Annotated in this window: 22 protein-coding genes and 1 tRNA gene; 15 read left to right on the top strand and 8 right to left on the bottom strand. The window is 57.4% G+C overall.

The genetic code is table 11. The features are described from left to right. The first annotated feature begins 27 nt into the window (after window positions 1-27). The 5 genes from ACIPF8_RS13675 to ACIPF8_RS13655 all read left to right on the top strand — a co-directional run bounded on the left by ACIPF8_RS13675 (window position 28) and on the right by ACIPF8_RS13655 (window position 5,290). The gene (locus ACIPF8_RS13675; RefSeq protein WP_400421747.1) at window positions 28-720 is read left to right on the top strand and encodes a response regulator; all 693 of its coding nucleotides are present in this window, start codon (window positions 28-30) and stop codon (window positions 718-720) included. Further along, complete coding sequence (locus tag ACIPF8_RS13670) at window positions 717-3,116, top strand: ATP-binding protein (protein ID WP_400421745.1); 2,400 nt, start codon at window positions 717-719, stop codon at window positions 3,114-3,116. The genes ACIPF8_RS13675 and ACIPF8_RS13670 overlap by 4 nt, the downstream gene beginning before the upstream one ends. A gap of 221 nt (window positions 3,117-3,337) precedes the next feature. Next, window positions 3,338-3,784 carry a transposase gene (locus tag ACIPF8_RS13665; protein WP_400421743.1) on the top strand — a complete coding sequence of 149 codons (447 nt, stop codon included), beginning with the start codon at window positions 3,338-3,340 and terminating at the stop codon, window positions 3,782-3,784. 238 nt (window positions 3,785-4,022) lie between these two features. Beyond that, a tRNA-Lys gene (locus tag ACIPF8_RS13660) sits at window positions 4,023-4,098 on the top strand. Between the two features lie 442 nt (window positions 4,099-4,540). After that, window positions 4,541-5,290 (top strand): MgtC/SapB family protein, encoded by a 750-nt coding sequence (locus ACIPF8_RS13655; protein WP_400421741.1) that lies wholly within the window; start codon window positions 4,541-4,543, stop codon window positions 5,288-5,290. Between the two features lie 376 nt (window positions 5,291-5,666). Here ACIPF8_RS13655 and pstS read toward each other — a convergent pair whose 3' ends face one another. The 4 genes from pstS to ACIPF8_RS13635 form a co-directional block, all read right to left on the bottom strand. Beyond that, entirely contained in the window at window positions 5,667-6,710 is a 1,044-nt protein-coding gene (gene pstS / locus ACIPF8_RS13650) for a phosphate ABC transporter substrate-binding protein PstS (protein WP_400421739.1), read from the bottom strand. Between the two features lie 302 nt (window positions 6,711-7,012). Beyond that, window positions 7,013-8,794 (bottom strand): GspE/PulE family protein, encoded by a 1,782-nt coding sequence (locus tag ACIPF8_RS13645; RefSeq protein WP_400421737.1) that lies wholly within the window; start codon window positions 8,792-8,794, stop codon window positions 7,013-7,015. Between the two features lie 75 nt (window positions 8,795-8,869). Next, a complete protein-coding gene (locus ACIPF8_RS13640) occupies window positions 8,870-9,721 on the bottom strand; it encodes a spermidine synthase (protein ID WP_400421735.1) in 852 nt (283 codons plus the stop codon). Window positions 9,722-9,787: 66 nt separating this feature from the next. Next, window positions 9,788-10,300, bottom strand: a complete 513-nt coding sequence (locus tag ACIPF8_RS13635) for a DNA-deoxyinosine glycosylase (protein ID WP_400421733.1) — start codon at window positions 10,298-10,300, stop codon at window positions 9,788-9,790. A gap of 145 nt (window positions 10,301-10,445) precedes the next feature. Here ACIPF8_RS13635 and ACIPF8_RS13630 point away from each other — a divergent pair, with 145 nt between their 5' ends. After that, window positions 10,446-11,195 (top strand): SDR family oxidoreductase, encoded by a 750-nt coding sequence (locus ACIPF8_RS13630; RefSeq protein ID WP_400421731.1) that lies wholly within the window; start codon window positions 10,446-10,448, stop codon window positions 11,193-11,195. Between the two features lie 261 nt (window positions 11,196-11,456). Next, complete coding sequence (locus ACIPF8_RS13625; protein WP_400421729.1) at window positions 11,457-11,909, top strand: glycine zipper 2TM domain-containing protein; 453 nt, start codon at window positions 11,457-11,459, stop codon at window positions 11,907-11,909. A gap of 104 nt (window positions 11,910-12,013) precedes the next feature. Here ACIPF8_RS13625 and ACIPF8_RS13620 read toward each other — a convergent pair whose 3' ends face one another. Next, the gene (locus tag ACIPF8_RS13620; RefSeq protein ID WP_400421727.1) at window positions 12,014-12,595 is read right to left on the bottom strand and encodes a helix-turn-helix domain-containing protein; all 582 of its coding nucleotides are present in this window, start codon (window positions 12,593-12,595) and stop codon (window positions 12,014-12,016) included. Between the two features lie 117 nt (window positions 12,596-12,712). Between ACIPF8_RS13620 and kbl the strand changes: the two genes are divergently transcribed. Both kbl and ACIPF8_RS13610 read left to right on the top strand, forming a co-directional pair. Further along, window positions 12,713-13,933 carry a glycine C-acetyltransferase gene (kbl, locus tag ACIPF8_RS13615; RefSeq protein ID WP_400421725.1) on the top strand — a complete coding sequence of 407 codons (1,221 nt, stop codon included), beginning with the start codon at window positions 12,713-12,715 and terminating at the stop codon, window positions 13,931-13,933. Between the two features lie 10 nt (window positions 13,934-13,943). Next, the gene (locus ACIPF8_RS13610; protein WP_400421723.1) at window positions 13,944-14,906 is read left to right on the top strand and encodes an NAD-dependent epimerase/dehydratase family protein; all 963 of its coding nucleotides are present in this window, start codon (window positions 13,944-13,946) and stop codon (window positions 14,904-14,906) included. 107 nt (window positions 14,907-15,013) lie between these two features. Here the strand turns inward: ACIPF8_RS13610 and htpG are convergent, their stop codons facing one another. Together htpG and ACIPF8_RS13600 are read right to left on the bottom strand one after the other, a co-directional pair. Beyond that, window positions 15,014-16,927: a molecular chaperone HtpG gene (htpG, locus tag ACIPF8_RS13605; RefSeq protein WP_400421721.1), complete on the bottom strand. Its 1,914-nt coding sequence runs from the start codon at window positions 16,925-16,927 to the stop codon at window positions 15,014-15,016. 157 nt (window positions 16,928-17,084) lie between these two features. Then, on the bottom strand, window positions 17,085-18,551 hold the full coding sequence (locus ACIPF8_RS13600) for a PLP-dependent aminotransferase family protein (RefSeq protein ID WP_400421719.1): 1,467 nt from the start codon (window positions 18,549-18,551) through the stop codon (window positions 17,085-17,087). 149 nt (window positions 18,552-18,700) lie between these two features. On the opposite strand from ACIPF8_RS13600, the gene ACIPF8_RS13595 reads away from it, so the two are divergent. The 6 genes from ACIPF8_RS13595 to ACIPF8_RS13570 all read left to right on the top strand — a co-directional run bounded on the left by ACIPF8_RS13595 (window position 18,701) and on the right by ACIPF8_RS13570 (window position 23,689). Further along, on the top strand, window positions 18,701-19,021 hold the full coding sequence (locus ACIPF8_RS13595) for a DUF2917 domain-containing protein (protein WP_400421717.1): 321 nt from the start codon (window positions 18,701-18,703) through the stop codon (window positions 19,019-19,021). Continuing rightward, window positions 19,021-19,614 carry a LysE family translocator gene (locus ACIPF8_RS13590; protein WP_400421715.1) on the top strand — a complete coding sequence of 198 codons (594 nt, stop codon included), beginning with the start codon at window positions 19,021-19,023 and terminating at the stop codon, window positions 19,612-19,614. Before ACIPF8_RS13595 ends, ACIPF8_RS13590 begins: the two co-directional genes overlap by 1 nt. Before the next feature lie 25 nt (window positions 19,615-19,639). Then, entirely contained in the window at window positions 19,640-20,518 is an 879-nt protein-coding gene (locus ACIPF8_RS13585; protein ID WP_400421713.1) for a DMT family transporter, read from the top strand. Between the two features lie 182 nt (window positions 20,519-20,700). Further along, window positions 20,701-21,159 (top strand): RidA family protein, encoded by a 459-nt coding sequence (locus tag ACIPF8_RS13580; protein WP_400421711.1) that lies wholly within the window; start codon window positions 20,701-20,703, stop codon window positions 21,157-21,159. Between the two features lie 144 nt (window positions 21,160-21,303). After that, window positions 21,304-22,497, top strand: a complete 1,194-nt coding sequence (locus ACIPF8_RS13575; protein WP_400421709.1) for a PLP-dependent aminotransferase family protein — start codon at window positions 21,304-21,306, stop codon at window positions 22,495-22,497. Between the two features lie 160 nt (window positions 22,498-22,657). Then, window positions 22,658-23,689, top strand: coding sequence for a threonine aldolase family protein (locus ACIPF8_RS13570; protein ID WP_400421707.1), 1,032 nt, complete (start codon window positions 22,658-22,660; stop codon window positions 23,687-23,689). 136 nt (window positions 23,690-23,825) lie between these two features. Here the strand turns inward: ACIPF8_RS13570 and ACIPF8_RS13565 are convergent, their stop codons facing one another. Continuing rightward, a complete protein-coding gene (locus ACIPF8_RS13565) occupies window positions 23,826-24,257 on the bottom strand; it encodes a DUF1090 domain-containing protein (RefSeq protein WP_400421705.1) in 432 nt (143 codons plus the stop codon). Between the last annotated feature and the right edge of the window lie 173 nt (window positions 24,258-24,430).

Here is a 24,430-nt window from a genome sequence, read left to right as displayed (position 1 = left end):
TAATGAGTTTATTGAGGAATTTTCTAGATGGATTGGACCGCTACAACGCCGCTACGCATAGCATTGCTGGATGATCATGCGGTAGTGCGCCACGGTTTGGTTGAATTGTTGCGCGCGGAGTCCGATTTTCGCGTCGTGGGTGCGTTCGCCAACAGCCGCGAGATGATGATGGCGCTGCGCAGCGAGCCTGCCGATTTGTTGTTGGTCGATTACGCGCTGGCACCGGATGATATCGAAGGCCTGAATCTGATACGCGCACTGTGCACGCGTTTCCCCGACAGTAAAATATTGGTCGCCTCGGCGCATTGCAGCCCGGCTACGGTGGCGCTGACCTTGCGTGCCGGCGCTGGCGGTTTTGTTGGAAAAAATCAGCCGTTGCCGGAACTGGTTGCGGCCATTCGTACTGTCGCCCGCGGGCGGGTCTATCTGGATCCGGCACTGGCCGTCGAATTTGCCTATTTATTGTCCGATGTCGCGGTACATGAATCGAGCCAGGCGGAGGACGACAAGGACCCACTCATGGTCCATGTCGATTTGTCTCCGCGCGAGCGTGAGGTCTTGCGCTGCTGCCTGAACGGCATGTCGGTGACAGACGTGGCCAAGAAATTTGGTCGTAGCGCCAAGACCATCAGCACCCAGAAACAGTCGGCATTTCGCAAATTGGGGATTCGTACCGATAACGAACTCTTCAAAATGCATCGCCAGTTAGGCATGCTATGAGGCGAAAGCTTCTTCACTTTCTGTTTTTCATTACCTCCTCGTTGTTTTGCCTGGCATCGGTCCAGGCGCAATCTTCCATTCCCAATCCCAGCTTGTTTACTGCCCAGGAACGCGCCTGGATCGCTGCGCATCCGATCGTGCATATCGCGGTCGATCCGGACTGGCGGCCGCTGGAATACGTTGAAGGCGGCCAGCATAAGGGCTTGACGGCTGAATATGTGGCGGCAATCTCAGCCGCCACCGGCTTGCAATTCCTGCTGGTGCCTGGCCAGAGTTGGAGTAGTGCGCGGCAGGCGCTGATGGATGGCAAGGTCGACATGCTGCCGGCTTTGTCGCAGCAATTCGCGCCAGAGAACCTGAGAGAAGTCGTTCTATTTAGCGAGCCCTATTTCGTCGGTTCCACGATTATTGTGTCAACGGAAGCTGAGCCCATCATCTTCGATGCACGAAAATTGAATGGGAAGACCGTTGCGATCAAGGGCGGCGGCGCCTATGAACGCTTACTGCGCGAACGCTTTCCAGGCATTAACCTGCTGCCGTTGCAAAGCCCTGAAGCCGCTCTGCAGGCGGTCGTAGACGAGCGTGCGCAAGCGGCGATAGGGGTGGATACCGCCATGTTGCCGCTGTTGCGCCGCAAGTATCTTGGCACGTTGCATATATCGGGAACCATCGGCGAAATGCCGGCAACGGTGTCGATGGGGGTGCGCAAGGATTTGCCGGAGCTGGCATCGATAGTCCAAAAGACGCTGTCATCCCTGACCGCCAGGCAAACCAACGACATGATGGAAAAGTGGTTGCAGGGAACTGATTACGGAGCGCCTTCCTGGCGCACGTTGCTGCAATATTACGGTACCGAGATTACGTCTCTGTTGGTGGCGGTATTCCTGATTCTGTTGTTGGCGCAACGTGCAAGGACGGCACGCCGTGCAGCGGTGCGAAGCGAACAGGAAAAAAGCAAGTTCCTGGCGGTCATGAGTCACGAGATACGCACGCCGATGAATGCTGTTCTGTCCTCGGTGGAACTGCTGCAGCGCTCCGCGTTGGACAAGCGGCAGCTGGAGCTGACGGCGCTGGCGGGATCCGCGGCCGAAACCCTGTTGGGTTTGCTCGACGATGTGCTGGACTTATCCAAGCTGGAGGCCGATAAACTGGAACTGGAAGAGGTGCCGACGGATATCACCCTGTTGGCGCAAGGCGTCATCGAGATGATCCAGATCAAGGCGCAGGAAAAGAACCTGGCGATGCAGATGGATGCCCGGATTCCAGAAAATCTGCGTGTCCTGGTCGATCCCACGCGTGTTCGGCAAGTGTTGCTCAATCTGTTGTCGAATGCAGTCAAGTTCACTGATCGCGGCGGCGTCACGGTGTTGGTCAATCTGCAGAGCGAATCCGTGGGTTTGCAGACGATCTTGCAGGTCACGGTTGTCGATACCGGTATCGGGGTGTCGGACGAGCAGAAAAAACGCTTGTTTCAACCTTTTTCCCAGGCCGATAGTTCGACCACGCGGCGCTACGGAGGCACCGGTCTGGGCCTCGTGATTTGCCGTGAGCTGATCGAAAAGATGGGCGGTACGCTGAGGTTACAAAGTGAGGTGGGTGTCGGCACGTCGATTTCGTTCTCGATTCCGGTGGAGACGCAATTGTGCGATCCCACGATCGTCAAATCTGCTGTGGCTGAACACGCATTGCCGCAGGGTGGTACCGCAAGCAATGCACGTCCGGTGATACTGGTCGTCGATGATCATCCGAACAACCGTGTGGTGATCCAGCACCAGCTGGAAGAATTGAATTGCGACGTTGTGCTTGCAGAAGATGGACCGAGCGGATTGTCGCTGATGGCGGCCCGGGAGTTCTCACTGCTACTGCTCGACTGTTATCTGCCCGGGATGGATGGTTATCAGGTGGCAAGGACGATCCGCAAGCAAGAGGAGGGCAGTCAACGCCACCAGCCCATCATAGCAATCTCTGCGGCGGTTGATGAGGGGCACGTCAAGCTCTGCATGGATAGCGGCATGGACGGCGTATTGAGAAAGCCGTTACGCCTCAATGAATTGAAATCCATCATCGAGGTCTGGTGCGATGTCGATGTGGTGATGCAGGAGCGCAGCAGTAGTAGCGATAGTGACGGCGCACCTGTATCGAGCACGACAGAGCTGTTTCGCGACAGTTCGCAGCAGGATTTCTCCCAGATTCAGCGCGCCTTTGACAGTGGCGATCATGAGTTGATGGCGCGCTACGTGCATCGAATCAAAGGGGCTGCAATGATGGCCGGGGCGCCGGCGGTTGTCGGCGCCAGCGAACGGATAGAGGCGATTCTCCATGCCGGATCGTCCATCGATGCCGATAGTCTTGGCGAGGCCTGCTCAATACTGGGCGCTGAAGTCGAACGTCTTTAATATATCGACAGATTACCTAAGTGTTTTCGGACAATTCCTATATTTCTTTGTGGCCAGTCTCGATAAAGTGTAAGTCTCGAACCTCCAGTTGTTTGCTGCGCGCCTATTCTCATCTGTCCGATATCCGATATCCGATCGCGAACGATAAAGGCATGGCGGTAATAGGGGAGGGATAATATTTTCTACGGACTGTCACGATGAATGAGATGCAGGAATACCAAATGATGCTTCGCGACGATCAATGGCGAGAGCTGGAGCCACTGTTGATCGGCAAGCAAAGCGATCCGGGCGCCAGCGCCAAGAATAATCGCCTGTTTATCGAAGCTGTTCTATGGATTGTGTCGAGCAATAATCTGTGGCGCCACCTGCCGCCTCAATTCGGGAAGTCAAGCACGGTATATATGCGCTTTCGCCGCTGGAACGAATGCGATTTCTGGCGCCAGCTGGCACTGAACAACATCAATGATCAGGCGTTGCAGGAAATGCTCCAGCAGATTGTCGACTATGGCGACCATTACACCCGGCGCATCGAACAGCGGCAGGCGCGCAAAGTCCAGAAGGCGGTATACAAATCGGTAGTCGGCGGGGGCGGCAACGTAAGCCATGTCAGGCAGGCCCTGACGCCAACGGACGAATCGACGTTGCATTGGGTAGGGTTGGTTTCCTGATCCCCTGACGATCGTCTCCTCACCCCTTATAAGACAGGCACGAAGCCCTCTCAGCGATGAGAGGGCTTTTTAATTTGGCCAGGCGCTGCAAGACGATAGTGGCGAATCTTCCTCCATTGGCCGACGCCTGATTTACGCCGTTTTCATGGGCGCCGACAGGCGCAAAACATTATTTGATATAAATAGTTGAGAAGAGCTAGCAAAAATAATAAAGCGCAGCTATAATTCGTCCCCTGTTGGGGCGTTAGCTCAGCTGGTAGAGCAGCGGACTCTTAATCCGTAGGTCGTGTGTTCGAATCACACACGCCCCACCAACAGAATGCAAGTAAAGGGGCTTCCGCGAGGAAGCCCCTTTTGTTTTCCTGGTCGTATTTGTACCTTGCCCCTTCGTTGCATTGGTGTCCTCCCTTAGCCGAGAGGCTTTAAGCCGGCACAGCTAGCGTCAGCATCAAAGCTTTCTCGATCCTCCGTGCTTCACTCATTGGGCATTGGCGCATTAATGACTTGTTGTGCAGGTGGTTGTCATTTTAATCACTTTAATCTCTCCGTCCGTAACAGGCATTCAATCTCCGAAATGGTTCACAGGCAGCTGCCCAAGCACGCGATGCCAACGGATTTGCCGTTACACTAACGTCGCCCATGACACCATTGAGAATCGGATGCCGATTCGCACTTTTGTGGCATGGGCATGAATGCCATTACCGGCTCCTCATTTTCGGGGGCTTAAAAACAACTAAATAACTTGAACGAAGTCGCATGAACATGCTTTCACTTGATTCATTGGCCGCCTATTGGGCGGCTCCCGAAGTTGCAGCCAATGTCCTCATTTTCTTTAACTTGTTGGGCGCCTTATTCCTCGGAATGCTGATCGGTTACGAGCGCGCATATCATGGACGTGCCGCCGGCATGCGCACCTACGGACTGGTGTGCATGGCTTCGGCGGGATTGACCGTGTTCGTCGGTTATCCGGCGCTCTGGTATGGCGGGCATGCCGGCTTGCCGCTCAATCCAGACCCGACCCGGGTGGTGCAAGGGGTAGTGACCGGCATCGGCTTTCTTGGCGCCGGCGTGATCATGAAAGAAGGGTTGAATATTCGAGGCCTGACTACGGCCGCGTCGATTTGGGCTGCGTCGGCGATCGGGATTCTGGTCGGTGTCGGTTTCTATATTGCGGCAATTTCGCTCACGCTGTTATCCGCCACATGCATGGTCTGGGTGGCAAAGCTTGAGAGTTGGCTGCCGTCTCGCGCGGGTGTGGCAATTCTGGTTGAGTTCGAGAAGGGCTTTGCTCCACATGAGGAGGCACTGCGCGCGCTGGCTTTGCAGCATGGCTATGAGATTGTCAAAGACTCCCTGTCCATCAGTTCGCATGACAGGCATGCGAAATGGCACTTCATCGCCGTGGCGATCGACAGCAAGAAAGGGACTTCTGTGCCGGAGTTGGCGCGCATGATGAATGCCTACGACGGGGTCGAGAATTTTGAGTTGACTCATTGTCGCAACTGATCTGCGATTCGTGGCAATTGCGGACGGCTAGCGGGTCGGCATCAGCAGCGGCGAGTCCAGTTTAAGATCGGATTGCGGTGTTTTTGCAACACAAGATAGTTAATGTCGGTTCTTTTGGATTTGTCATGTTTTTGTCACACGACTTGGTGAAAATCGAAGTGTAGCCAAAGTGATTCGATGAATAGACGGATTGAACCGTAAATCTTTAAAGCAAGAGTGCCGACATGAGAACTTTTTTGCAGCTGTATCGCTATTACCGGAAGGGCGGTTATCGGGTGTTCCCCGCAGTGAAAAGGGCGAATCGCGCCTGGAACCACGGATTCTAGGGCTGTTGTGATGGCACGGATGATTGCGAACAATCATCCGTGCTCAATATTTATTTGAGCAGGATCGGGATCGAAAGGCGATTGCCTTTGGTATCGACGACGCTGGATATTTCATGCACCACGCGGGCCTGGACGTTATCCGGCAGGCGGATGTAATCGAGGCTGTTGGCAATTTCATCGCCTTCCATGAAGGCCCAGGTGAAGAATTGGATCACGGCTGCGGTGCGTTCCGGTTGGCTGGTGACGCGCGGTACGTACACATAAGTGGCGCCGGTGATCGGCCAGCTTCCCGAGCCGGCCTTATCGGTCAGCATTTCCTCGAAATTACCAGTGTTGCGCCAGCCGCTGTTGGCCAGTGCCGACTTGAATGACATGGCATTCGGCTGGACGTACTGGCCGTCGCGGTTCTTCAGTTGCGCGTAGTTCAGGCTGTTCTCGATCACGTACGCGTATTCCGCATAGCCGATCGCACCCGGTGTTTTCTTCAACAGCGCAACCAGGTCGGTTGATCCCTTGATGGTTTTCACATCGGCATGCCAGGCGATGGTGAAGTTGCTGCCGTATTGCTGCTTCCATTCCGGATTGACGCGGCTGAAGTAGTCGGTCAGCGTGAAGGTGGTGCCGGAGCCGTCGGCACGCGCCAGCGGCACGATGCGCAAGTTCGGCAGCGCCAGCTTCGGATTTTCCTTGGCGATGGCGGGGTCGTTCCATTTTTCGATTTTGCCGGAATACATGCCAATCACCAGGTCCCCGGTCAGGCGCAACTCGCCTTCCTTCACGCCTGGCAGGTTAATAATCGGCACCACGCCGGAAATCACGGTGGGGAAGTCCAGCAAGTTGAATTTCTTCAAATCCGCGGCCGACATGGGGGCGTCGCTGGCGCCGAAATCCGTGCTGCTTTCCTTGATCTTCTTGATGCCACCGGATGAGCCGATGGCTTCGTAGTTAACTTTGTTGCCGGTTTTTTTGGTATAGGCTTGTTGCCATTTTAAATACAGCGGAGCTGCTGCGGTAGAGCCAGCGCCGTTGATGTCGATGGCCTGGGCTGCGCTAAAACCAAACGCGCAGAAGAATAGAGCAACGTATTTCAACATTTTCAACCTATGAAATAAATAATCTGTGGGTATGCCGGGCGATGTTGGCGAGCAATCGAGTGTAAAAAATACTGGGCGCAATTGTGCCCGGATTGTGCCGGTATTGGGTAATCAAGTCTCGTTTTAGTGTGCGTCGTCGGATAAACCCGGCAAAAAAGCAACGCTGCGGTGTTTGTCAGATGAAGACGGCAGTGACAGGATGGCAAAAAATGCTGCGAGCAGCGTCCGTGGTGTTTCGCAGACGCCGCTCGCTTGGGATGGTGCTGTTGTTGGCGCTTGTTGTTTTACCAATGTCTCTGCCGTCAGGTCAGTGCGGAAGTGACTTTGAGGACTTCATCGGCAGTGGTCACGCCTTCAACGATCTTCAGCGCACCGGCCAGGCGCAGCGGTTTCATACCGTCGGCGAAACTTTGCTGCTTGAGCGCATGGATGTCGGTCTCGGTCTGGATCAGCTTGGAGAACGGCTGTGTCACGGTCAACAGTTCATACAAGCCGGTTCGACCTCGGTAACCGGTTTGGCGACACTCTGGGCAACCGACCGGATGATAAACCTTGGCCGGCTTGGGCACGCTCCAGTTTTCGATCAGCGTGGCCCAGACATCGTCGGCAATCTCGCCATCGGGACTCTTGCAGTGAGGGCACAGCGTACGCACCAGGCGCTGCGCCATGATGCCGATCAGCGTGGTTTCCAGAAGGTAGTACGGCACTCCCAGCTCCAGCAGCCGCATCACCGCCGATGGTGCATCGTTGGTGTGCAGGGTCGACAGCACCAGGTGGCCGGTGAGGGCGGCCTGGATCGCCATCTCGGCGGTTTCCAGGTCGCGGATTTCGCCCACCATGATGATGTCCGGATCTTGCCGCATTAGCGCGCGCACGCCATCGGCGAAGGTCAGGTCGATGCCGTGATTGACCTGCATCTGGTTGAACGACGCTTCCACCATTTCGATCGGGTCTTCCACCGAACAGACATTGACCTCGGAGGTAGCCAGTGCCTTCAGCGTGGTGTACAGCGTGGTGGTCTTGCCGGAACCGGTTGGGCCGGTCACCAGGATGATGCCGTGCGGGCGCTTGGTCAGCGCGTCCCAGCGCAAGGCGTCATCCGGCGGAAAGCCCAGTTCTGGCAAGGTCTTGACCACCACGTCCGGATCGAAAATCCGCATCACCAATTTTTCACCGAAGGCGGTAGGCAGGGTGGACAGCCGCAGTTCGATTTCCTGGCCGCCAGCGGTGCGGGTCTTGATGCGGCCATCCTGCGGCCGGCGTTTTTCGATCACGTCCATCCGCCCCAGCAGCTTGATGCGCGCGGTCATGGCGATCATCACCACTGCCGGCACCTGGTAGACCTGGTGCAGTACGCCGTCGATACGGAAGCGGATGGCGCTGAAGTCGCGCTTCGGCTCCATGTGGATATCCGAAGCGCGCTGCTCGAAGGCGTATTGCCAGAGCCAATCGACGATGTTGACGATGTGCTGGTCGTTGGCGTCGACCTGCTTGTTGCTCTTGCCCAGTTCAACCAGTTGCTCGAAGTTGTTGCGCAGCGCCAGTTCCTGGCCACCGGATTTATGCGCACTCTTGATCGATTTGGCCAGCGTGAAAAATTGCGTGATGTACTGGGCGATGTCGAGCGGATTGGAAATCACCAGGCGGATACTGCGGCGCGTGATCTTGGCGATTTCGGCTTGCCACTCGGTGCGGAACGGTTCCGCCGTGGCGATCACCAGTTCAGTCGGCGTCAGTTCCACCGGCAGGATATTGAAGCGCGTGGCGTAACTGGCCGACATCACATCGGCGACCCGGGCGAAATCGATCTTGAGCGGATCGATCCGGTAGAACGGCAACTGCACCTGGCGCGCCAGCCACTCAGTGAGCCATTCCAGCGTGATCGCGCGGTGCGGCGGCAATGCCGATTGGCGTTTGCATTGCGCTACTGCGCTGAGCGGATGGATCGCCACCGGGGCGTTGCGGAAGATTCCCATCGCCTGCGTGTAGAACATCTTGACGTCGGCTTTGTCGACCGTGCCATCGGTCAGCAGCCAGGTGAAAATCTGCTGCAAATCGAGTGTCTTGGGAGGCGCATTATTCATTGCTTTGGATGCCTGATTTGAGGTTGATCTGCCTGAGATAGCTGTGACTTGAGTGACGCCGTCTGGGTAATCTCGTTACTTTGCCGAATGCCAGGCCTTCAAGCCGTTGACCCAGGATTTGGCCGGTAGCTTGGTCGCAGCGGTAATCTCGGCGGCGCGTTCATACAATGCACTGAAATCGATTTGCGGCGCGCGCTTGAACGCGATGGCGATGACGTTGCCTTCATGGACTTCGGGCAGGCACCAGACATCGTCAAAGGCGAATTTCATGGCCTTCAAGTTCTTGGCATAGCTTGGATGGTCGCCGAACAGGTTGACGGTCATGATGCCATCGTCGGTCAGGCAGGCCGCGCAGGCACTGTAGAACTCGGGCGTGTCCAGCACCGGGCCGCGTGCGGTGGCGTCGTACAGGTCAACCTGCAAGGCGTCGATGCTGCCGGCGTGGGTCGGATCCATCACATAATCCATCGCATCCATTTCCAGCACCGACAGGCGCTCATCGTCGGGCGGCAATTTGAACATCGAGGCGCAAATCGTCAGCACCGACGGATTCAATTCCACTGCGGTGACGCGTGCCGCCGGAAACTGGCGATAACTGAATTTGGTCAGCGCTGCCGTGCCCAGGCCCAGCTGCACGATATGCTGCGGTTGCGGGTTGAACAGCATCCACGCCATCATCTGCTGCGCGTATTCCAGCTCGGGCCAATCCGGTTTGCGGATGCGCATCGCACCTTGCACCCACTCGGTGCCGAAATGCAGGTAGCGTACGCCGTCCTGTTCCGACAGCGTGACGGGAGCGAATTTTGGTTTGCGCGGTGGTTTTGGCGCATCTTTGCGTGCGGTTTCAGTGCGTTTGACCGGGGTGGCTTTACGCGGACCCGCCATACTATTGGCATCAGCTTCGATGGATTTGCGTTTGATCAGCATTAGGTAGATAGGTAAGCGGCAAATAAAGTCGGGTGCGGTGACACCCTGAAAATGAAATAAATCACATCAGGCAATGATACCGCGCCACAGCTGTAATTTTTGAGTAAATGTTGTCTGGGCATTGGCCGGCGACGAAGAGGGTAGCACCAGTGTGTCATAGCCGGCGGCCGCAAACTGCGGTGCGAATTTGCCGGAAGTTTTGCCATTGAAGCAAACGCGGACCAGCTGAGGACAGTGTTGGCGCAGCAGGTCGAACTGATTGGCCTGCGCGTTGCGGATGGCGCTGTCGAGGCTGCCGATCCGTTCGCAACCGGCGATCACGTCCCACAACCCTATCCGGTGCGACCGCAGGCACGCCAGCCGATCGGCGTAACTGAGGCCGACCAGGTCATCGTCGAGCACCGCTGACAGCAGCGCCCAGAACTGGTTGCGCGGATGGCCGTAGTATTGCTGGGCGCTGAGCGAGGCCACGCCAGGGAAGCTGCCGAGAATCAGGAAGCGGGTGCTCGCGTCAATCACCGGAGGAAATCCGGTCAGGCTGGTTGCTGGCTGTACAGGTTGTGCTGCTGTGGCGGTCATTGGCGGCAATAGAGAATCTGTGGCGAAGAACGTTCCTATTATCCATGCAACTCGTCGTTTATCGATGTACCCCGAAGTAAATCGCAACTGGCCCTAGAATAGCGTTATTGCATACTCAGCAAGATTACGAAAAAGGAGCAAGAACATGTCAAAACCAGTCATCATCATCACCGGCGCCAGCCGCGGCATCGGCGCGGCGACCGCGCAACTGGCCGCTGCGCGCGGCTATGCCGTGTGCGTCAACTATGTCCATAACCAGGCTGCCGCGCAAGCTGTGGTCGATGCGATCCGCGCTGCAGGCGGCGAGGCACTGGCGGTGGCCGGCGACGTCGCCGTCGAGGCTGACGTGCTCAAGTTGTTCCAGGTGGTCGATAACGAACTCGGTACGCTCAGCGCCCTGGTCAACAACGCCGGCGTCCTTGAGCATCAAATGCGCGTCGAAGAAATGGATGTGGCGCGCCTGCAGCGCGTCTTTACCACCAATATCGTCGGCAGCTTTCTGTGCGCGCGGGAGGCGGTACGGCGCATGTCGACCAAGTTCGGCGGCAAGGGCGGTGCGATCGTTAACCTGTCGTCGATGGCCGCAAAGCTTGGCGGGCCTGGCGAGTATGTCGACTACGCCGCGTCCAAGGGCGCCATCGATGCGATGACCGTCGGCCTGGCAAAAGAGGTTGCCGACCAGGGCATCCGGGTCAACGCGGTGCGACCCGGCGTGATCTATACCGATATCCATGCCAGCGGCGGCGAGCCGGGGCGGGTCGATCGGGTCAAGGATAGCGTGCCGATGCGGCGCGGCGGCAGCGCGGAAGAAGTGGCGCAAGCGGTTGTCTGGCTGTTGTCGGATGCCGCGTCATATTCGACCGGGTCGTTCATCGATGTCGCCGGCGGGCGTTGATTGAGCAAGTGAGCAAGTGAGCAAGTGAGCAAGTGAGCAAGTGAGCAAGTCGTGGCTCGCGTGCAGCCGCGGATTTGGCGAAACATCAAAGATCCGCGAAACATTGTTAAAATAGATAATGTTGCTGAAAGTCCAAGCGTGTCTTATAAACATCCTGCTGCAGCACGGCATACCCGGCAACCCCTGTAAGTTGGTGCGCCCGCGGGTGGCTTCGCCGCCAGCAATTTCCAATGCAAGAACATCTAGATGGAGTTATCAAGAATGAAAAATCTGATTGCAGTTGCCGCGATTGTGGCGTTGAGCGGCTGTGCCGTGACACCTAATTCGGCAAACGTATACACCAGCAGCCAGGCGCAAGGCGAACAAACAGTGCGCATGGGCGTCGTCGACTCGATACGTCCGGTGACGATCGACAAGAGCACTGGCGGCGGCGCCGGCACATTGGCTGGCGGGGCATTGGGTGCGGTTGCTGCTGGCTCGACGATTGGCAGTGGTAACGGTTCGCTGGCTGCCGGCGTGGTCGGCGCGGTACTTGGCGGGATCGTCGGAAATAAACTGGAAAATAACTTGAACCAGCGTCCGGGCCTGGAAATCACTGTGCGCCTGAGCAACGGCGAATTGCGGGCGATTACCCAGGACGCCGATGAGCAGTTCAATGTCGGCGACCGTGTGCGTTTGCTGTCGTCCCGTGGTGTAACCCGCGTAACTCACTAAATCACTAAAGCACTAAAAACCGGGACGGCAACAGGCCGTCAGAAAATCAAAGGGCTGGGAGCGACGCGTGTCTCTCCCAGCCCTTTTTCATTTGTCTGTGCGGCCTAAGAACCGTTGTGAATCACCACCAGCAGGGCAGTCGCCATGCTCTTGCCAACATTCTTGATGTAATGCGGGCGGTCGGCAGCGTATCTTGCTGTTTCGCCCACTTTTATCTTTGTGACGTTGGCGCCGCTCTGCACTTCCAGTGTGCCGGACAGCACGGTCAAGTGCTCGCGCGATGCCGGTTCGTGCGCATCCGAATCGAGGCAACCGCCTGGCTCCACCGACAATTCATACCACTCAAACTGCCCGGCCAATTCGATCGGACCGAGGATGCGCAGCACGCAATGGCCATCGCGCGAGCGCAGCGATGGCGTCGCATGGCTGGGCAAGGTTTCGATTGAGGTTGGCGCAGCCTGGTTGCCGTCGACCAGCAACGAGATTGGCACGCCGAGCGCATTCGCCAGGCGCCACACCACTGCAACCGTCGGGTTTGCCTGGTTTCTTTCGATTTGCGATAGCATGGACTTGGATACGCCGGCGCGTTTGGACAAGGCGTCCAGAGAAAGTCCATCAGCCTGGCGTAGTCTTACCAGGGTGTCGCCCACCTTCGGCGGCGCATCGTCTGAATTCTTGTCCACCATATTTTTTTCTGAATTTCCGCTCATCTGGTTGACAGTCTGGTTTTTGTGCATTATCGTGGAATTTATGTTCGATATATCGAATATCGAACAATATATTATACAAGATCGAGGCCGACAATGACGCAAGCAACGACACCCGGTAGCGCACCGGGGTTTTATTCCCATATCCGCGACGAATTGACAGCTATCCAGGCTGCCGGCCTGATGAAATCCGAGCGTTTGATCCACGGGCCACAAGGCGGCAAGATCGATACCGAAAATGGTGAATTGATCAATTTGTGCGCCAACAACTATCTCGGCCTGTCGTCGCATCCTGCCTTGATCAAGGCCGCCCATGCCGCGCTCGATACACATGGCTTCGGCATGAGTTCGGTGCGTTTCATTTGCGGCACGCAGGATATCCACCGCGAGCTGGAGCAGCGCCTGTCGACTTTCCTCGGCACCGAGGACTGCATCCTGTACGCCGCGGCGTTCGACGCCAACGGCGGCTTGTTCGAGCCTTTGCTGGGCGAGCAGGACGCGATCATCAGCGATTCGCTCAACCACGCCTCGATCATCGACGGCATCCGCCTGTGCAAGGCCAAGCGCTACCGTTACGCGCACAACGACATGGCCGACCTGGAGCGCTGCCTGAAAGAAGCGCGGGCCGATAACGCACGCTTTGCGATGGTGTTTACCGACGGCGTGTTTTCGATGGATGGCACGATCGCGCAACTCGGCGAAATCCGCCAGCTGTGCGACAAGTACGACGCATTGCTCGGCGTCGACGATTGCCACGCTACCGGTTTCATGGGTGAGCGCGGTCGCGGCACGCACGAAGCGCGCGGCATTTTCGGCAAGGTCGATGTCATTACCGGTACGCTCGGCAAGGCCCTGGGCGGCGCCAGCGGCGGCTTCACAGCCGGCAAGCGCGAAGTGATCGAACTGTTGCGGCAGCGTTCACGGCCTTATCTGTTCTCGAATACCTTGATGCCGGCCATCGTCGGCGCCTCGATTGAAGCATTGAATCTGCTGGAAGCGTCGACCGAGCTGCGCGACCGCCTGGAGCGCAATACGGTGTACTTCCGTAAGGCGATCACCGAAGCCGGTTTCGACATCAAGCCGGGCACGCATCCGATCGTGCCGCTGATGGTGTACGACGCCGTGGTTGCGCAAAAGCTGTCGCGCCGTCTGTACGAACTTGGCGTGTATGCGGTCGGTTTCTTCTATCCGGTGGTGCCGCAAGGGCAGGCGCGCATCCGGGTGCAGATGTCGGCGGTGCACGACGAAGCGACATTGCAGCGTGCGGTAGCGATTTTCCGACAAGCAGGCGAGGAACTCGGCCTGGTGAAGAACTGAAGAGAGAAAAATGAAAAAGATATTGGTAATCGGCGCCAACGGCCAGATCGGCACCGAACTGACGACGGCGCTCGTCAAATTGCATGGCGCCAGCCAGGTTGTGACAAGTGATATCCAGCCGCAAGGCCGGCACCCGCAATTGTCCTATGAGACATTGGATGTGACCGACGCCAAGCGCTTGGCTGATGTGGTGGCGCAACACGATGTGGGCGAAATCTATCACTTGGCGGCAGCCTTGTCGGCCCGTGGCGAAGAACATCCGGAATGGGCCTGGAACCTGAACATGACCGGCCTGCTGAATGTGCTCGAAGTGGCGCGGCAAGCAAAGCTCTCCAAAGTGTTCTGGCCTAGCTCGATCGCTGCCTTCGGTCCGTCAACCCCGCGCGACAATGCGCCGCAGGTTGGCGCCATGGACCCCAAAACCGTCTACGGCATCTCCAAACTGGCCGGCGAGCACTGGTGCGCCTGGTACGCCGAAAAATACGGCATGGACATCCGCAGCCTGCGTTACCCGGGCTTGATCAGCTACTCTGCCGAACCAGGCGGCGGCACCACCGATTATGCTATCCAGGCCTTGTTTGCGGCTGCGGCAGGCAACAACTACACGAGTTTCCTCGATGTCGACAGCACACTGCCGATGATGTACATGCCGGATGCAGTGCGCGCCACCATCGAATTGATGAGCGCACCAAAGGAGCAACTCAAGGTGGTTGGTTCGTACAATCTTGCCGCATGGAGTTTTTCGCCGCGCGAACTGGCGGATATTATCCGTCGACGCTATCCGGCTTTCGAGATGCGTTATCAGCCCGATTTCCGGCAAGCGATCGCCGATGCGTGGCCACGCTCGATCGACGACAGCAAGGCGCGTGAAGAGTGGTCATGGACGCCGGCTTACAGCCTGGCCGACATGGTCGACGACATGCTGACGCATCTGGCTGCTGCCCAGCCAGCCGCGCAAGGAAAAGCGGCTTGAGGTAAAGAGCAGCGCGTATGTTGCTGAAATAGAAAAAGGCTGGAAGACATGACGTCTTCCAGCCTTTTTATTTACCTGGTGCGGATGGACCAGCCATCCGCGCAAGCTTATTTGCCAGCCATGCCCAGCAACATTTCATTCAGGCGCTTGACGAAGCCCGACGGATCGGCCAGCGCGCCGCCTTCAGCCAGCAAGGCTTGGTCGAACAGGATGTGCGACCAGTCGCCGAACTTGGCGTCTTCATACTTCAAGCGTTGCACCAGCGGATGGTCCGGATTGATTTCCAGGATCGGCTTGGAATCCGGCGCCTCCTGGCCGGCAGCTTTCAGCATGCGCAGCAGGTTGCCCGACAGTTCGTTTTCATCGGCGACCAGACAGGCCGGCGAATCGGTCAGGCGGAAGGTGACGCGCACGTCCTTGGCTTTGTCGGCCAGGGCGGTCTTCATCTTCTCGACCAGATCCTTGAACTGGGTTTCGGTTTCTTCGTGCTGCTTCTTCTCGGCTTCATCTTCCAATGTGCCGAGATCGAGGCCGCCCTTGGCGACCGATGCCAGTTCCTTGCCTTCGAAATCCTGCAGGAAGGACAGCATCCATTCGTCAACGCGGTCGGTCAGCAACAGGACTTCAACGCCTTTCTTGCGGAAGATTTCCAGGTGCGGGCTGTTCTTGGCAGCCGCATAGGTTTCACCGGTGGTGTAATAGATCTTGCTCTGGCCTTCCTTCATGCGGCCGATGTAGTCGGCGAACGACACGGTTTGCGCATCGCTGTCGTTGGCGGTCGAGGCGAAACGTAACAACTTGGCGATTCTTTCCTTGTTGGTCGCGTCTTCACCGATGCCTTCTTTCAAGACTTGGCCGAACTCTTTCCAGAAGGTCGCGTACTTGTCCTTTTGCGCCTGGTCGTCGCTGTTGGCCAGCTCTTCCAGCAAGCTCAGCACACGTTTGGTGGAGCCTTCGCGAATCACACGCACATCGCGCGATTCCTGCAGGATTTCACGCGAGACGTTCAGCGGCAAATCGCTCGAATCGATCACGCCCTTGACGAAGCGCAGGTAGACCGGCATCAGTTGTTCGGCATCGTCCATGATGAAGACGCGCTTGATGTACAGCTTGATGCCGCCGCGCTTGTTGCGATCCCACAGATCGAACGGCGCGCGGCTCGGCACGTACAGCAGTTGCGTGTATTCGCTGCGGCCTTCAACCCGGTTGTGGGTGTAGGTCAGCGGTGCTTCGAAATCATGTGAGACGTGCTTGTAGAACTCGACGTATTGCTCTTCCGTGATGTCGGATTTGCTACGCGCCCACAATGCACTGGCCTGGTTGACGGTTTCGAATTCGTCCTTGACGACGGTTTCTTTCTTTTCTTCGTCCCATTCCTCTTTCTGCATCACGATCGGCAGCGAGATATGGTCGGAATATTTGCGGATGATGGATTTCAGTTTCCAGGCCGACAGGTACTCGTCTTCGCCTTCGCGTAGGTGCAGCGTGATGTCAGTGCCGCGCGTTGGCTTGTCGATCGCTTCGATGCTGAAATCGCCGGCGCCGGTCGATTCCCAGCGCACGCCTTCCGCGGCGCTGGCGCCTGCGCGGCGGGTGTCGACGGTAATTTTGTCGGCAATGATGAAGGCGGAGTAGAAACCGACGCCGAACTGGCCGATCAGCGCCGCATCTTTTTGCTGGTCGCCGGACAGTTTCGAGAAGAATTCCTTGGTGCCGGATTTGGCAATGGTGCCGAGGTGCGAGATGGCTTCATCGCGGCTCATGCCGATGCCGTTATCCGAGATCGTGATGGTGCGCGCAGTCTTGTCGAAAGTGACCTTGATCTTCAATTCAGGATCGTTCTCGAACAGGGCGTCGTTGTTGATCGCTTCAAAGCGCAGCTTGTCGGCGGCATCGGATGCATTGGAAACCAGCTCGCGCAGGAAAATTTCCTTGTTGGAATACAGCGAGTGGATCATCAATTGCAGCAGTTGCTTTACTTCTGCCTGAAAACCAAGGGTTTGCTTTTCGGATACGGCCATTGTTTCCTCTATATAAATGGTGGAAAAAGTGATGTAAAAACGACAAAATTGGTGAGGCAGCCGACATGCCGCTGCTCTCATCTTGCGAGTTGCTCAAAAAATGGGGAGTAATCGGGATTTTACAAGGGTGGGCGGGGCAACAACCGCTCAACTAGCCTTATTTGCCGCATTCCCGTTCCAGGAAGCGCCAGATCGCCGGGTCCGACATCGCTGCCACGTTGATCCGCATGCGCGACGAGGGCAGCTGGCTGGGCGAGAACAAGGCGCCGGGCGCCAGCAAAAGGCCCTCGGCCAGGGCTTTTTCCGCCATCACATTGGTGTCGTGGCCGGTATCGGCCCAGACAAAGATGCCGGCCGGGGTGCTGATGTCGACCGTCATGCCTATCCTTTCCATCTGCCGGATGGTGCGGTCGCGCACGCTGTCGAGCTTGCTGCGCAAGCGGTCCAGATGCTTGCGGTAATGGCCTTCGGAGAGGATTTTATAGACCACCCGTTCGCCGACTTCGGCACTGGTCAGGTTGGTCAGCATCTTGCGGTCGGCAAAATGCTGGGCCAGCTCGACTGTGGTGGCGATGAAGCCGGAGCGCAGGTTGGGGGAGAGCGTCTTCGAGAAGCCACCCATGTAGATCACGCGGTTGAGCTGGTCGAGCGAAGCAATGCGGGTCGCCGGCTGCACCGCCGAGCCGGGGTGCATGTCGCAATAGATGTCGTCCTCGACGATCATGAAATCGTGTTCTTCTGCCAGCTTGAGGATCTGGAACGCCTTGGCTGCCGACAGTGAGGTCGAAGTCGGGTTGTGCAGCACCGACACCAGCACGTACAGCTTGGGTTTGTGCAGCGCCACCAATTCCGCCAATTTGACCATGTCAGGGCCGTCGGCCAGGCGCGGCACACCGACCACCTTGGCGCCCAATGCAGCGAACGAGGCAAACATCAGGAACCAGGAGGGATCGTCGACCAGGATCACGTCGCCGGGCTGGGTGAAGTGGCGCGCTACCAGGTCCAAAGCCTGGGTGACGCCGGTGGTGGTGACGAACTGCTCCGGCGTGGCGGCGATTTCCAGTTCGGCCATCTTCAGTTGCAATTGCTGGCGCAACGGCAGGAAGCCTTGCGGAATGCCGTAGGACAGCAGTTGCGCCGGATTCTGCCGGCTGATGCTGCGCAGGGCGTTGGCGATCAGGTCGGCATCCAGCCATTCGCTGGGGAACATGCCAGAGCCGGGCATTTTCTTGTTGGGCGCCTGCTGGTGCATATTGCGCACCAGCCAGACCACGTCGATTAGTTGCGGTTGCTTGTCGCTGGATGGATTGCTGCCGCGCTCGGCCAGCAGCGGCGAGCGTTCGCGCACATAAAAACCGGAGCCGCGGCGCGATTCCAGGCAACCCTTGGCCACCAGCCGGTCATAGGCTTCCACCACCGTGAAGCGCGACACGCTATGGCTATCGGCGAACTGGCGGATCGACGGCATGCGGGCGCCGGTGCGCAACAGGCGGTCGCTGATGCGGGATTCGATGCTGCGCACAATCTGCTCGACCAGCGAGGTATCGCTATCGCGCGACAGCGGCTGTGATGTGGATGGCAGCTGGCTGTTGCTCAGCTTGCGCGGAGAGGTGTTGTTGGTCACTGTATTGGTCGCTGTGCAGGTTGCTGTATCGGTGATTCGGCCGGGACAATGTCAGAAATTACTTGTTTAACTGTATTGGTACTGTATTGGTGTATTGGCTTAGCATAGACCTAAATCATTCATGCTGCAAATCCAGGAGCGAGTTAGCCATGCAAACACTATTCAAACAGCAGTCTCATACCTTGTCGGGCGGCAGCGTGCTGTCCGGCGTGACCGAGCAGCAGCTGATCTTGAAGGTAGTCAGCGGCCGCGTCTGGGTGACTTTTGAAGGGCAGCCGGAAGATCACTGGCTGCACGCCGGCCGCTCGCTGACCTTGCTGCCGGGGCGGGTCGTGGTGGTCGAATCCGATCCGGGCAGCAGCCGCATCAGTTTGAGTGGCTTGCCGCAGCGCGGTACCCCGAACGTCCTGCGGACACTGCTGACGCGCTTGCGCGGCCCAGGTTTCCATCCAGCTACCAGCGTGTCGTAATGATAGAAGCCTTGTTGCCGCTGGCGGTGTTTGCTTTCGTATCGTCGATTACGCCCGGCCCCAACAACATCATGCTGACCTCGTCGGGCATCATGTTCGGCTTCAACCGGACGATTCCGCACATGCTTGGCGTTACCTTCGGTTTCGGCGTGATGCTGGTGCTGTGCGCCGCCGGCATCGGCAGCCTGGTTCTGGCGCTGCCGTCGATTCATGTGGTCTTGAAAACACTGGGCTCGGCATACCTGCTTTATCTGGCCTGGAAATTGCGCCACATGTCATTCAAGTCGGAAGTCGGCGGCAACAGCAAGCCGATGACATTCCTGGGCGCGGCGATATTCCAGGCCGCTAATCCGAAAGCCTGGATTATGGCCATCACCAACGCCTCGGCATTTTTGCCGCCTCTGCAGCCGATCTGGCTATCGATCGGCATCTATTGCCTGGTATTCTCGCTGATCAATCTGCCTTGCGTCGGCGTTTGGGCCGTGGCGGGGTCCATCTTGCGGCGCTATCTGGCGCAACCCCTGTGGCAGCGCGTTTTTTGTACGGTGATGGTACTGCTGACCATTTATTCCGCCGTCTCCATCTGGCTTTGATGAATAACAGGAAGAGATCCGCGGCATGACAGATGAATCGAAGGGCATGTGGCTGGGAGCGGTCGGGGTGGCGATATTCAGCCTGACGCTACCGTTTACCCGCATGGCAGTAGCGGACCTGAATCCGGTATTTGTGGCATTCGGCCGCGCGGTAGTGGCGGCACTGTGCGCCATTATCCTGCTGTGGAAGCTCAAGGCTAGCCGGCCCACCCTGGCGCAGTGGAAGGCGCTGGCCGTGACTGCGTTGGGCGTGGTGGTCGGCTTTCCGTTGTTTTCCTCGGTGGCGATGCGCTACGTGCCGGCTTCGCACGGCGCCATCGTGCTTGGCATCCTGCCATTGGCGACCGCGGTGTTCGGTGCGTTGCGCTTCGGCGAACGGCCTTCGCTCGGATTCTGGCTGGCGGCGCTGCTCGGCAGTGCGATCGTGATTGTCTTTGCGATGAGCCAGGGCGGCGGCGGTTTGCAACTGGCCGATCTGGCGCTGCTGGCGGCTGTGGTGGCCGCGGCCATGGGTTATGCCGAAGGCGGACGGCTGTCGCAGACCATGGGCGGGCAGCAGGTGATCTGCTGGGCGCTGGTGTTGGCTCTGCCGATATTGCTGCCGATAACTGTCTGGTTGGGTTGGCATTACGGCATCAATGCGTCACCCAAGGCCTGGTTCGGCTTTGCCTACGTTTCCCTGTTCTCAATGTTCATCGGCTTCTTCTTTTGGTACAAGGGCCTGGCGCTGGGCGGCATCGCCCGGGTTGGTCAGGTACAACTGTTGCAACCGTTCCTGAGCTTGCTGGGCGCTGCGCTGTTGCTGGGCGAAATATTGCAGGCGAGCAATATGCTGTTTGCGCTGGCGGTGCTGGTTGTGGTGGGGTTTGGGCGGAAGATGGCGGTGCGGCGACAACCTGCCTGACGGACGCTTGAAGCCGCTAGCCAGATGGCAAAATATAAATTACCAACCTTTTCGCAAACTTGGCGGCGGATTTGAGATAATCATAGGCTTCCCGGGAAAATACCCGGCGTTACCCCATTTATCCCGTCATTGTTGCTGGCGCCATAAGCGTCGGCAAATGATTCCATCTATCGGAGTGTCAGATGTCTGTCTATGAAAAGTTGCAAGCCCTGAATATCACGTTGCCTGCTGTCGCTGCGCCTGCGGCCGCCTATGTAATGTATGCCCAAAGCGGTAACACGGTTTATCTGTCCGGCCATCTGCCAAAGAAGGACGGCAAGATCTGGGTTGGGCAACTGGGCAAGGACACCACTACCGAAGAAGCCAAACTGGCCGCGCGCGCCGTTGCCATCGAACTGATCGCCACCCTGCAGGCGGCCTGCGGCGGCGACTTGAAGCGCGTCAAGCGTATCGTCAAACTGATGAGCCTGGTCAATTCGACCGGCGATTTCACCGAGCAGCATCTGGTCACCAACGGTGCCTCGGAACTGATTGGCGAAGTGTTTGGCGAGCAGGGCAAGCATGCCCGTTCCGCATTTGGTGTAGCGCAACTGCCGTTGGGCGCCTGCGTTGAAATTGAAATGATTGCTGAAATAGAGTAGTCCGCGCAGTTCTGGTAGCGTTATCCGCTATCAGCCCAGGAGACGGCAGATCATAAAAATCATGGGCGTCTGCCCAGCGTTCCGGCATAGGCTGGACACCAGGCCGGCGCCTCTTAAAAGATAAGATCACTTGAAGAGAATCATATGAAAATCGAAAATCCAACCCCGCTTGAATGGCGTTTTTCGGAGCGTGCACAGAAACTGCAAAGCTCTGCCATTCGCGAAATCCTGAAGATCACCATGCGTCCGGAAATCATTTCGTTCGCCGGTGGCCTGCCGTCGCCGGCGACTTTCCCGGTCGAGCAATTGAAGGTGGCATTCGACAAGGTATTGTCCGAGCAAGGCAAAGTGGCGTTGCAATACGGCCCGACCGATGGCTACGGCCCGCTGCGCGAGTGGGTAGCCGATTCGCTGTCGACCAACGGCGCCAAGATTTTGCCGAACCAGGTGCTGATGACCTCCGGTTCGCAGCAAGGCCTGGATCTGCTGGGCAAGGTGCTGATCGACGAAGGCAGCAAAGTGCTGGTCGAGACGCCGAGCTACCTCGGCGCATTGCAGGCATTCTCGCTGTACGGTCCGGAATTCGTGTCGGTGCCGAGCGATGAAGGCGGTTTGCTGCCGGAGACGGTGGCGACGCTGGGGCAGGGCGCGCGCATGCTGTACGCATTGCCGAACTTCCAGAACCCGACTGGCCGTACGCTGTCGGTGGAGCGTCGCCACGCGCTGGTCGACATCTGCGCCCGGCTCGGCCTGCCGCTGATCGAAGACGATCCTTACGGCGCTCTCAGCTATCGTACCGAACCGCTGCCGAAGATGCTCAGCATGAATCCGGGCGGGGTGATTTACATGGGTTCGTTCTCCAAGATTCTGACGCCAGGCATCCGTTTGGGTTACGTGGTTGCGCCACGGCCGCTGATCGAAAAGCTGGAGCAGGCCAAGCAAGCAACCGACCTGCATACCGCGCAACTGACGCAAATGGTGGTCTACAACACCATCAAGGATGGCTTCCTCAATGAGCACATCCCGACCATCCGCAAGCTGTACTCGGACCAGTGCGACGCCATGCTGGATGCGTTGAAAACCTACTTCCCAAGCGAGTGCAGCTGGACCAAGCCGGAAGGCGGCATGTTCATCTGGGTGACTTTGCCGAAGCATATCGACAGCATGAAGCTGCTCGACGAAGCAGTCGAACAGCATGTCGCGTTTGTTCCAGGTGCGCCGTTCTACGGCAATACCCCGGAAAAACATACGCTGCGCCTGAGCTTCGTGACAGTCCCTCCGGCCAAGATCCGCGAAGGGATTGAACGTCTGGGCAAGCTGATTGCATCGAAGATTTGAGTTGAATGCGCGGTACTGCCTGGCAGCGATGCTGTCCAGGCAGGATGCAAGGTAGCAAGCCGGGGCCGGCGCCTGCAGCACATATCGTGCGAGCGGGCGCTGGCCCTTGGCGGTTCATAGTTTGTCATTTGTAGTTGTCCACATCGATCAAAGGTGCTCCATGCAACAATTTGCCTCCGACAACCAAGCCGGCATTTGTCCGGAAGCGCTTGAGTATCTGCTCAAGAGCAATGACAGCGGCCACGAGTCGTCCTATGGCGACGACGCCTGGACCCAACGCGTGTGCGATCGCATGCGCGACCTGTTCCAGACCGACTGCGAGGTCTTCTTCGTGTTCAACGGCACCGCCGCCAATTCGCTGGCGTTGGCGTCGTTGTGCCAGTCCTATCACTCGGTGATTTGTCATGAGCTGGCGCACATCGAAACCGATGAGTGCGGCGGTCCTGAATTCTTTTCCAACGGTTCCAAGCTGCTGACTGCCAAAGGCGAGAACGGCAAGCTGACGCCGGATGCGATCGAGGCGTTGGTGACCAAGCGTGCCGATATCCATTACCCGCGGCCGAAAGTGGTCAGCATCACGCAATCGACCGAAGTCGGCACCGTCTATACCGTCGAGGAAGTCCGCGCGATCGCCGCCATCGCCAAGCGCCGTCAGCTGCGCGTGCACATGGATGGCGCGCGCTTTGCCAATGCGGTGGCTTCGCTGAATGTGCATCCTTCCGAGATCACCTGGCGCGCTGGCGTCGATGTATTGTGCTTCGGCGGTACCAAGAACGGTCTGCCGGTAGGTGAGGTGGTGGTGTTCTTCGACAAGGTGCTGGCCGAGGATTTCGCCTATCGCGTCAAGCAGGCCGGTCAACTCGCATCCAAGATGCGTTTCATTTCCGCACCCTGGCTCGGCTTGCTCGACAACGATGTCTGGCTGCGCAACGCCCGCCATGCAAACGCCATGGCGAAATTGCTGCATCAGCGCCTGCGCGATATTCCCGGCGTGCGGGTACTGTTCGAGCCGGAATCGAATGCCGTTTTCGCGGAGCTGCCGAACCATGCCGCCCAGGCAATGCGAGCGGGCGGTTGGAAGTTCTACCAATTCATCGGCGCCGGCGGTTGCCGCCTGATGTGTGCCTGGGACACGCAGCCGGAAACGGTAGAGCGTTTTGCAGCGGAGTTACGTAGCATCTGCATCGCCTAGAAACAATTGGGGTCAGAGTCGAATTAAATTAATTTGACTCTGACCCCATTTTTTCCTGCGGATAATAAAAAAGGAGGAAAATCCTCCTTTTTCAGATTGCCGAGACGATCTTCGGCTTGTTGATGCGTCAGTTCTGTCAGTTCTTTAAGGCAGACAGATCCGCTTGCGCAGCGCGCAGCTCTTCCAGTTCTTCTTGCAGATCGGCTTGTTTTTCAGTCAGCTTCTTTTGCGCCTTCTCGATTTTCTTGGCATTGCCGCTGGCTTGTGCTTCGCGCAATTTGGCTTCTGCCTTGCTGATGTCCTGCTTGGCTTCTTCTACATCAGCCTGTTGTTCTCGCACCTCTTTTTCCGCATGCCGGATTTGGCCGGCATCGGTGCAATGTTGTTGGGTTTCCTTCAGCGCCTTTTCCAGGCCGGCGACTTGATTGGTGTTGCCCGCTTTTTGGGCGATATCGAGCTGCGTTTGGATCCGTTCGGCTTTGGTCGCGCAATTGACTGTGTCCGCGTGTGCATGCGCGGCGATCAGCATGGAGACGGAAAGGATGGGAGCGATCAATTTGGTTTTCATGTTATCTCTTTTCAAACAGATGAATTAAGGCGATTGACCGTAGAGGCCATGCGGCCCAAGGCCGCGTCAGGCCCATCAATATCGTTAATCCGTTGTTTAGCGTCAAGGATAATTAACATTTCGACCAAATTTCAGACAATTCTTAATAGTTTTTAAGAATTTTCCGTATCTGG

The organism is Collimonas sp. NPDC087041 (assembly GCF_044745265.1).
Lineage (GTDB): Bacteria > Pseudomonadota > Gammaproteobacteria > Burkholderiales > Burkholderiaceae_D > Collimonas.
The sequence above is the reverse complement of the archived record's forward strand: the minus strand, read 5'-3'. Positions and strand labels throughout refer to the sequence as shown.